General features: G+C 45.1%; 7 protein-coding genes. 6 read left to right on the plus strand and 1 reads right to left on the minus strand.

Annotation, left to right across the window (positions count from 1 at the left end; genetic code table 11):
• Positions 1-33: 33 nt before the first annotated feature.
• The gene (locus QUB37_RS07780; RefSeq protein WP_015175364.1) at positions 34-231 is read right to left on the minus strand and encodes a hypothetical protein; all 198 of its coding nucleotides are present in this window, start codon (positions 229-231) and stop codon (positions 34-36) included.
• A 364-nt stretch (positions 232-595) separates the two neighbouring features.
• Between QUB37_RS07780 and QUB37_RS07785 the strand changes: the two genes are divergently transcribed.
• From QUB37_RS07785 to coaBC, 6 genes are all read left to right on the plus strand, one after another.
• A complete protein-coding gene (locus QUB37_RS07785) occupies positions 596-2,506 on the plus strand; it encodes an ATP-binding protein (protein WP_333160658.1) in 1,911 nt (636 codons plus the stop codon).
• A gap of 261 nt (positions 2,507-2,767) precedes the next feature.
• Complete coding sequence (locus QUB37_RS07790) at positions 2,768-4,069, plus strand: transposase (protein ID WP_333160660.1); 1,302 nt, start codon at positions 2,768-2,770, stop codon at positions 4,067-4,069.
• 274 nt (positions 4,070-4,343) lie between these two features.
• On the plus strand, positions 4,344-6,431 hold the full coding sequence (locus QUB37_RS07795) for a CHASE domain-containing protein (RefSeq protein WP_333160662.1): 2,088 nt from the start codon (positions 4,344-4,346) through the stop codon (positions 6,429-6,431).
• Between the two features lie 551 nt (positions 6,432-6,982).
• Positions 6,983-7,606: an alpha/beta hydrolase gene (locus QUB37_RS07800; RefSeq protein ID WP_333160664.1), complete on the plus strand. Its 624-nt coding sequence runs from the start codon at positions 6,983-6,985 to the stop codon at positions 7,604-7,606.
• A 45-nt stretch (positions 7,607-7,651) separates the two neighbouring features.
• Positions 7,652-7,864: a protein IsiD gene (gene isiD / locus QUB37_RS07805; protein ID WP_006632739.1), complete on the plus strand. Its 213-nt coding sequence runs from the start codon at positions 7,652-7,654 to the stop codon at positions 7,862-7,864.
• Between the two features lie 262 nt (positions 7,865-8,126).
• Complete coding sequence (coaBC, locus tag QUB37_RS07810; protein ID WP_333160667.1) at positions 8,127-9,326, plus strand: bifunctional phosphopantothenoylcysteine decarboxylase/phosphopantothenate--cysteine ligase CoaBC; 1,200 nt, start codon at positions 8,127-8,129, stop codon at positions 9,324-9,326.
• Positions 9,327-9,441 lie beyond the last annotated feature (115 nt).

Below are 9,441 nucleotides of genomic sequence, written 5' to 3' on the forward strand. Positions count from 1 at the left end.
TGAGCGTAAGTCCTCAATTAGTCCGATCGCCCGTTAGTGCGATCGCTCGATCAAATTGCTCAATATGGTACTCGCCCGTTCTAAAGGGAGGTGCCTGGGTTTGCCGTTCCAGACAATCTGATATTCGTTGCTGTTTTGACCATCGCCGTAGCCAGAAATTAGCTTCCGGTGAAAGGCTTCCTCAGCTAAGTGGTGAACTTTTTCCCTGAGAGCAGTTTGTGCGATTTTCATAATTTGCTGCCTCTTAAATTTTCTTTCACTGTCATAAACAATTATAAGTACAGAGTGTACCTCTCAAAAGTTATAGCTTTTGTCGGGAGGGGGGAAGGAAGTAGTAATTAGTCATAAGTGCTTAGTTATCAATACTTAGTCATCAATGCTTAGTCATCAATGCTTAGTCAGATGTTGAAGGAAGAAGGAATATTTTCCCACTCTCACCATCTCCCCCACTCTCCCACTCCCCCTTTCGGGCAATACTGAAGGCAGAATTGGTCGGAGTATTTATCTCACTGCTGGAATATCTATGCCCGCAGGTAGTATCCCATGCAGCGACTATAAAGTTACGGTATAAAATTAGCTCAAAGGAGGTTAGAAAATGCTGCAAGAAAAAACCACTGAAATATCCCGCGTCAATGCTCGAAAAACCGATATTTTTGATGTTTTTAACTTCAAACACTATATCGGGCCCAACCCTTATTTAGACACCGCGGCTTTAGTTTTTGATTTAGCGGTAACGGGCGCGAGCGAACCTTTGCCGATCGCACATTACCACGAAATTATTAGCGATCGCTACCCGCAACTCCTGCACGAAAATTTCTCTAACCATGCCCAACTGTTCGGTCGTACCGCCTCAGAAGTAGCAAAACTCGACATGGGTTTGCACTTCCAACACTGGAACATCAAGCCGTTTTCTCATTTTAACAGAATCAGCATAGAAGCACTTCACGCCCGCACCGCCAGAGCAGTAGTTTACGCAGTTTGGGATTGGTTTGAAGCCATCAATCAAAATCAAGACTTTCCCTTGGAAGCACAAATGGGCGCGCTGCAAAATATGTTCCGGCAGTCAGTTTACGGAGGCCCGACAGTTTATTCGTTAATGCGATCGGCATCCCAAAAAGGCATTCCCGCATTTTATTTGTGGGATGAAGGACTAATGCAATATGGGTACGGCAAAAAACTGGTTCGCGGCTCTGCAACTACCTTTGATTGTGATAGCCACTTAGACTCAGATTTTACCACGCGCAAAGACGATTGTAAAGCTTTTCTCGCTACATTAGGATTTCCTGTTCCCAAAGGCGATATCGTCTCCACAGAAAACGGAGCTCTGGCAGTTGCTAGAGAAATTGGCTACCCAGTTGCTATCAAACCAGTAGTCGGTCATAAAGGAATTGGCGTAACCGCAGATGTCCGAGATGGTGAGGAATTGCAGGCAGCTTTTAAAAGAGCAGTTAAGGCCATTCCCGAAACAGACCCGGTGCGAGTAATTGTGGAAAACAGCATCAAAGGATCGGATTTTAGGCTGCTATGCGTTGACGGCAAATTTGTTTCTGCAACTGAACGCCGGCCCGCTTCGGTAACAGGTGATGGCGACTCAACAATTCGCGAATTGATCCGCCGTGAAAACCGCAAACCAGAACGTTTGGATACGCCAACTTCGGCGATGAGCAAAATTCAGTCCGACGAAGCGATGGAAATGTATCTGGAAGAACAAGGGCTGTCATTGGATAGTGTGCTAAGTCGCGATCGCACTGTGTCTCTACGCAAAGTTGCTAATCTTTCTGCAGGCGGCGTCAGCATCGACGCTACCCGCAATATTCACCCGGATAACATTGTTTTGGCTCAAGATATCGCCCTACATTTTCGGTTAACTTGTTTGGGCATTGATGTGGTAACAGAAACTCTCGCCAAATCTTGGAAAACAGGCAATTTTGGGATTATCGAGATCAATGCCGCGCCGGGAATTTTCATGCACCTCAACCCCGCTGTCGGCGAAGGAGTTGATGTGCCTTCGCATATTATCGAAACTTTCTTTGAATCGGGAAAGTCAGCCAGAATTCCAATTATTACTTTCAACAGAATTTCGGTACATGACCTACAAGAAACCATCGATCATGTTCTGTTGCAGCATCCCGATTGGACAATCGGTGCTGTTTGTCGCGGTGGACTTTTTGTTAACCGTTCTGAAAAAGTTTTGAATAAGAATTACCATCTCAACTTGCAAAGTTTGCTGCGGAATCCCAAGCTCGATTTGTTAATTGCTGAATATCCCGAAGATATTTTGGAAGCTGAGGGAATGTTTTATCGGGGCAGCAATATGGTGGTGCTGGACAATCCAGGGGAAACTGAGATGATGTTGGTCAGAGAAAGCACTGATGACGATACTGTTGTGATGAGGGAAGGAAATAGTATTTCTATTCGCCGCCAGGGATTGATCGAACAGTATACTCTGGGGGATGATGAACCGTTTACACGGGTTTATTTGAAGGAAATAGGGACTGTTTTGTAAGCTGTTCCACATTTAAGTTAGCTGTGTAGGGCGGGTATTGATTACCCGCCCCACCAGATCAAGGCTTTTTCTCCTTCCCCGGTTCTTCCGGGGAAGTAACTTGGGGAGCGCCCAGATTTTAACTCGCTTCGTTACAGGAAAGCGATGGTGAAAGCCGCCGTACTGAGCGTCGGGGGATGAAACCGAACGAGTCGTAAAGACAGCGGGATTTATCCCGCATTCTTGTCTTTTATTATGGTACAATGACTAATATCAAGGGATGTGATTATATTGTTCGGATGTCAGCAAGTTTTGATTCATACAGATCGAGATACTCAAGCAATAATTGAGTATATTTGTAGTGAATCAAATAAGGTTTTTAATTGTGCCGTGTATTATGCACGGCAAGTATACTTTAAGGCGCATCGCTATGCCACAAAAGCAGAGTTAGACCAAGAGTTGAAAAGGAATAGGCACTTTCAAGCCATGTATTCTCAGGCGGCGCAGCAAACTTGCCACAGCGTATTTGAATCCTTCAAATCCTTTAAGGCTCTTAATAAGCTGTTTAGAAAAGGGGAATTGGAGGCTCAACCCAGACCTCCGAAATACCGGAAAGGTGGGCTAAATGTTGTCACCTACCCTAAGCAAGCCTTAAAGCTGATAAATGGCAATATCAGGATTCCTCTAGGAAGTAAAGTCAAGACATGGTTTGGGATTGACTCATTCACTATTCCCATGCCCAACAACCTGAATTTCAAGGAGATTCGGGAACTGCGGATACTTCCCAGAAATCAATGCTTCTGGGCAGAGTTTGTCTACAAACTAGATGTTGTAGAAACAAAGCTCAATCCTAATAATGCCTTGGGAGTTGACCCTGGCATGGACAACTGGTTGACTTGTGTTTCCACCACAGGAACAAGTTTCATTGTTGATGGAAAACACATTAAGTCATTGAATCGTTGGTACAACAAAAAAGTTTCCACGCTCAAAGATGGCAAGCCTCAAGGATTTTGGTCTAAAAAGTTGGCACATCTAACAGAACGTAGAAACCGTCAAATGCGAGATGCTGTTAATAAGGCAGCAAGGATAGTGATTAATCACTGCCTAAACAATAATATGGGAACCATCGTTTTTGGTTGGAATCAGGGTCAGAAACAAGAATCCAACCTTGGCTCCAAAAACAATCAGAAGTGGGTGCAAGTTCCTACAGCCCGACTCAAGGAGCGAATTGCCCAGTTGTGCGAACAATATGAAATTCAATTCGTAGAAACAGAAGAGTCGTACACTTCCAAAACTTCGTTCGTTGATGGTGATTATCTTCCTCAATATGGTGAAAAACCCGACAACTGGAAGCCATCAGGAAAGCGAGTGAAGCGCGGTTTATACAGAACTGCCCTCAATTGGTACATTAATGCTGATTGCAATGGCGCAGGAAATATATTGAGAAAAGTAGCGACGATGCTTGGATTTAATCTAAGCGGAGTTGGTAGGGTGCCTTTGACAGCACCCCAGAGGATTAAACTCTGGTCAGCTAAGAAGACACTTCGGGACGGTGTTTCAACCCGTCCCGAAGTATCGGCTTAGAATCCCCCGTACTGAGCGTCGGGGGAGTGTCAAACTTAGTTACAATTGGTGGCAATCCTCAGTCGTGGATGCACTATTCCTAAGAAACCCGGTTTCTCCCCAGATTTATCGTTACCACACCAATATTTTCGTAGAAATTGGGTTTCTCAAGGTAAGTTCTATTGCTGCGATCATAAGTTTTTAGACAATCTCGTTTGTGCGCTGTCGATCGTGCTATCAATGAACTTCACAAGTCTTTAAACAATTGCACTCCGCTAGCAGAAGGTGTGGAAATATGAATGTTGCGAGCAATTGGTTTAATTCGCTGACCGAAAGTTTACTGTCGCACCGTCGTTACATTCCAGCAGCGCTGACTCTTTGCACCGGTACGAGTTTGTCATTGGCAGCCGCAGCCGTTGTGTGGCATTCGGAAAACCAACGAATGCAAGCTGAATTTCATCAGCAAGCCGATCGCCTGAATGTGGCATTGCAGCAAAGCATCAATAAAAATTTAGAATTTCTGTACTCACTTGAAGGATTCTACAGGGCGTCTACTGAAGTTAGCCGACAAGATTTTAAGCAATTCGCTCAACCTGCACTTGCCCGAAATACTGCTATACATTCTGTTAACTGGATTCGGCGCGTGCCTGCTGCCCAAAAAGCAGCTTATGAACGGACAATTCGAGCCGAAGGTTTTCCGGCCTTTCAAATTTACGAGCGAACTCCTGACAAAAAGCAGGTCAAAGCAAAAGTGCGATCGGAATACTTTCCCATTATTTACAGAGAAGCATTAGAAGAAGATAACAAAGTGATCGGTTTTGATGTTGCCTCTAGCCCCGATCGCAAAGCAGCTTTAGAGAAGTCGGCGAATACCGGGAAAATAGCGGCTTCCGCGCGGATTAGATTAGTCAGCAACAATCAACCAGGATTGCAAGTATTTCTACCAGTAGCCCGCCACACAACTTCTGCTGATAACTCGGTTAACAGCCGCCAAAACCTAATAGGAGTTATTGCGGGTCTGTTTCAGATCACGAGTATGGTCGATTCCTCTTTAAAATCGCTAAATTTAGACAAGATTAATTTTTACCTCTATGACAACTCTGCTATAGAGAAAGAACGCTTTCTGGTGCGCTACGACTCACAAGCTAAGCAGTTGATAGATAACCCAAAACACGAAAAGCCAGAGTTAACTAATATCCGGGGAAAAATCTGTCAAAATCCTAGTGCTTGCACTCGCTTATTTAACGTAGCAGACCGCCAGTGGATGCTGCTAGTTTTGCCAGGGAAGGGGTACAACAGTATCAGGACGCATCAGGGTTCGCTGGCAATTGGCGCGATCGGGCTATTGATGACTGGCAGCTTGACGATTTACCTGTTGATGTCTCTAGAACGTACTTCAAAAGTAGAACAGCAAGTGTACGATCGCACAATTCAACTAAAACAGCGCACCGCTGAACTAGAAACAGCACTAAAAAATTTGCAGGAAGCTCAATTTAAACTAATCCAAACTGAAAAAATGTCCAGCCTGGGGCAGTTGGTGGCTGGAGTTGCCCACGAAATTAACAATCCTGTCAACTTCATCTCTGGCAACCTTATCCATACAGGCGCATATACTCAAGACTTGCTGGAACTTGTGGAAATATACCAGCAGCAATATCCGAACCCAACGCCAGAAGTGCAAGCGAAACTAAAAGATATTGATTTGGAGTTTATCAGTGAAGACTTGCCTAAAATCCTAAAATCTATGAATATGGGAGCTGAAAGGATCAGCCAGATCGTGCTTTCTCTGCGGAATTTTTCGCGCTTGGATGAAGCTGAAATGAAGTCGGTTGACATTCACCAAGGCATTGACAGCACCTTGATGATTTTGGATAGTCGGCTGAAACCAAAAGCGGATTTTCCTGGCATTAAAATTATCAAAGAATACGGAAATTTGCCCTTAGTGGAGTGCTGGGCGGGACAATTGAATCAGGTATTTATGAATGTTTTGAGTAATGCTATTGATGTTTTATCTGATGCAGACAATCCAAAAAGGCTCCAAAACAACGCCTCTAATTCTGCATTTTTACCTACTATTCGGATTCGCACTGAACTTTTAAGTTCTAATTGTGTATGCGTGCGAATTGCTGACAATGGAACGGGCATGACGGAGAATGTAAAAAAACGTTTGTTTGATCCGTTTTTTACTACCAAGCCTGTAGGCAAAGGTACTGGTCTGGGATTGTCGATCTGCTATCAAATAGTGGACAAACATCAAGGTTCGCTCAGGTGCGTATCGGCTCCGGGAGAGGGAACTGAATTCTGGATTGAGGTGCCGGTGCGGCAACAGTCTAAGCAATCTATTTCTAATGTTTTCCCTGCGGTAGGTGCCAGTTGGAATTAGCGGGAGAAATCTCGCTTTTAGCTGAGTCTTGATGGGAGCATCTCATATCAATTCCGGTTCCAGCGTCAGGTAATTGTTGACTGTTGACTGTTGACTGTTGACTGTTGAAGGAGGGGTGGAAAAACTCAATGGTTGAGTGTTAACTGGTGACTCGATTTTATTATTCCGATGCAACCGGAAACGATATCACTTTTGCAGCCAAGCTAGAAATTGGAGTTTGGAGGCAGAAGCCAGGAGGAAAGAGTCAGAATAAAGGAGGGAGAAGGAAGGAGCCAGAAGAAGTGTTTTTACAAATATGAGATGCTCCCTAATTCCTATTTAGAAAAGGTGAACTATCTGCACTTTACTTGGGAAAGTTTCGGATTTCGTACTCTACTTTCAACAGTCTACTGTTAACTGTTAACTGTTAACTGTCAACTGTCAACGGTTATAGTTATTGGCAAGCGCGTGCTAATTTCCAGTGGAATATTGCCGAAAACAAATATCTGGGGTTTTACCCGTCGTGACAATTTATAATTGTAGCAAGTCCAGATTACCAATTATTAACTACGATGTCTTTACAATCTATTAGCATACCGCCCACAACGGATCGCAAACCTGTCGCTTTGATGGTCGCTTTACATGGATGGGGTGCTAATGCTCGGGATTTGACTTCCTTAGCACCCTTTTTCAATTTGCCGGATTATCAGTTTGTGTTTCCCGATGCCCCCTTTCCCCATCCCCAGGTAACGAGCGGCAAAGCGTGGTATAACCTTCAAACCAAAGAGGCTCAGGGATTGGTAGAAAGCCGGCAATTGCTGAGGGAATTTTTGCTGTCTTTGGAAAGCAGCACGGGCGTGCCTTTGTCTCGCACGATTTTAAGTGGCTTTTCTCAAGGCGGAGCGATGACTCTAGATGTGGGATTGACTTTGCCCCTAGCTGGTTTAATTTGTCTGAGCGGTTATTTACACCAGATTTCACCAGTTGCGGGGAGTGTTTTGCCACCTGTTTTAATCGTGCACGGTACTCAAGATACCATTGTGCCTGTTAGTGCTGCTGTGCGATCGCGCGAGAGTTTGACGGCTTGGGGAGCTGCGGTGCAGTATCGAGAATTTAACATGGGACACGAGATTCTGCCGGAAGTTATAGAGGTAATACGAAGTTTTGTTGTAGAAACTGTGTCGAAATCTGATTAAAGGTTTAGTATATAGTATGGCGGAAGTCTCGGGCAGGGGAAAAAAATGAAAACTTTAACCAAAGCATCGCGCGATATAGCTGTACTTACTTCTCAGGACGTGGCAGAATTGGCTGTCCGTTTGGAAGTTGACGATTATACCGATCCTTTTGAGGGATTGAATGATTGGCATTTGTTGCGATCGCTTGCTTTTCAGCGGCCGGAGCTAGTTGAACCTTATCTCCACCTTCTGGATATGGAAGCCTACGACGAAGCATAGACTGAAAAATCTAGCTCAAAAATTTCGACGGAATTGAGGAAGAAGTTAGCAGCATATTTTGTTGCGGATTAAACAGATGAATTAGGGATTTTAGCCTGTTTTTATCTTAATTTCTTTCTTGATTCTTTTTTATGGCTGAAGGAAGAAGGAAGAAGGAAGAAGGAAGAAGGAATGAGGAGATGCGATCGGGCACTTCTCCGCAATGGTTTCAGGAATTCATCAAGTTCTCATAACCTCGAAGGTTTCTGTATTACCAAAAATCATGAAGGGCAGACGAATTTTAATCGGCGTTAGTGGCGGGATTGCGGCTTACAAAGTTTGCGAAGTAGTTTCCACTTTAGCGAAAGCTGGAGCGGAAGTTAAAGCTATTCTTACTGATGCGGCTGGGGAGTTTGTAACGCCTTTGACTTTTGCTACTCTCTGCCGCCATCCTGCTTTTACTGACAAAGATTTTTGGCAAGCAAGTCACGGGCGCCCCCTGCATATTCAACTGGGAGAATGGGCGGAAGTTTTTGTAATTGCTCCGCTGACAGCTAATACTTTGGCTAAGTTGGCAGGGGGTTTTGCTGATAATTTGCTGACTAATACTGTCTTAGCTTCTACTTGCCCAATTTTGCTGGCACCGGCGATGAATACGGATATGTGGGAACAGCCGACGGTGCAGCGGAATTGGCGTGAAGTGTTGAGTTATCGGCGCTATCATGCTGCGAATCCGGGGGCGGGAATGCTGGCGTGCGATCGCGCGGGTGTCGGCCGGATGGCAGAACCTGGTGAGATTTTGCCTCATATTGAATCGCTGTTGTATGCGAAGGGCGATCGAGATTTAGCGGGCCTTCGGGTGTTGATCAGTGCGGGAGGAACGCGGGAACACCTCGATCCGGTGCGGTTTATCGGCAATCCTTCCAGCGGCAAAATGGGTATAGCTTTGGCGCAAGCTGCACAGCACCGCGGCGCGACAGTGACGCTGGTACACAGTATAACTGGCGAATTGCCGCTCTCAGGTGTGCGGGCGATCGCAGTTGCCAGTGCAGAAGAAATGCGGCAGGCGATGCTGCAATGCTTTCACGATGCGGATTTGACGGTGATGGCAGCAGCGGTAGCGGATGTGAAGCCGGCTGAGTACAGTAGTGAGAAATTGCCCAAGCGATCGCTCCCCAATTGTTTACCTTTGGCACCGGTAGCGGATATTGTGGCAGAGTTAGGAAAATTGAAACAGCCACACCAAAAATTAATCGGCTTTGCAGCACAAACTGGGGATATTGTCAAGCCTGCTTTGGAGAAATTGCGATCGAAGAAACTGGATGTAATTGCCGCAAACCCGATCGATCAAATAGGTGCCGGTTTCGGCAGCAATACCAATCAAGCAGTATTAATTAATGCCGCCGGGAAGCAAGTAGAAATAGCCTCTTGCAGCAAGCTAGAAATGGCTCACCGATTGTTAGATTTTGTGATGAAAGGGTGAGGGGGCGATTTACTCATTAACTGGGATTAATTACTACTAGACATCTCCAAAAACAATTAAAGCCTTTGTGTAACTAGGCTGTATGACGTAAATGCAATCATCCTAAATTAGCGAC

The organism is Microcoleus sp. AT3-A2 (genome assembly GCF_036705685.1).
GTDB lineage: Bacteria > Cyanobacteriota > Cyanobacteriia > Cyanobacteriales > Microcoleaceae > Microcoleus.

Excerpts from the sequence above, each read along its gene's own strand:
- QUB37_RS07780 (WP_015175364.1), bottom strand. The coding sequence starts at position 231 with ATGAAAATCGCACAAACTGCTCTCAGGGAAAAAGTTCACCACTTAGCT.
- QUB37_RS07795 (WP_333160662.1), top strand. The coding sequence starts at position 4,344 with ATGAATGTTGCGAGCAATTGGTTTAATTCGCTGACCGAAAGTTTACTG.
- QUB37_RS07800 (WP_333160664.1), top strand. The coding sequence starts at position 6,983 with ATGTCTTTACAATCTATTAGCATACCGCCCACAACGGATCGCAAACCT.
- coaBC (WP_333160667.1), top strand. The coding sequence starts at position 8,127 with ATGAAGGGCAGACGAATTTTAATCGGCGTTAGTGGCGGGATTGCGGCT.
- isiD (WP_006632739.1), top strand. The coding sequence starts at position 7,652 with ATGAAAACTTTAACCAAAGCATCGCGCGATATAGCTGTACTTACTTCT.
- QUB37_RS07785 (WP_333160658.1), top strand. The coding sequence starts at position 596 with ATGCTGCAAGAAAAAACCACTGAAATATCCCGCGTCAATGCTCGAAAA.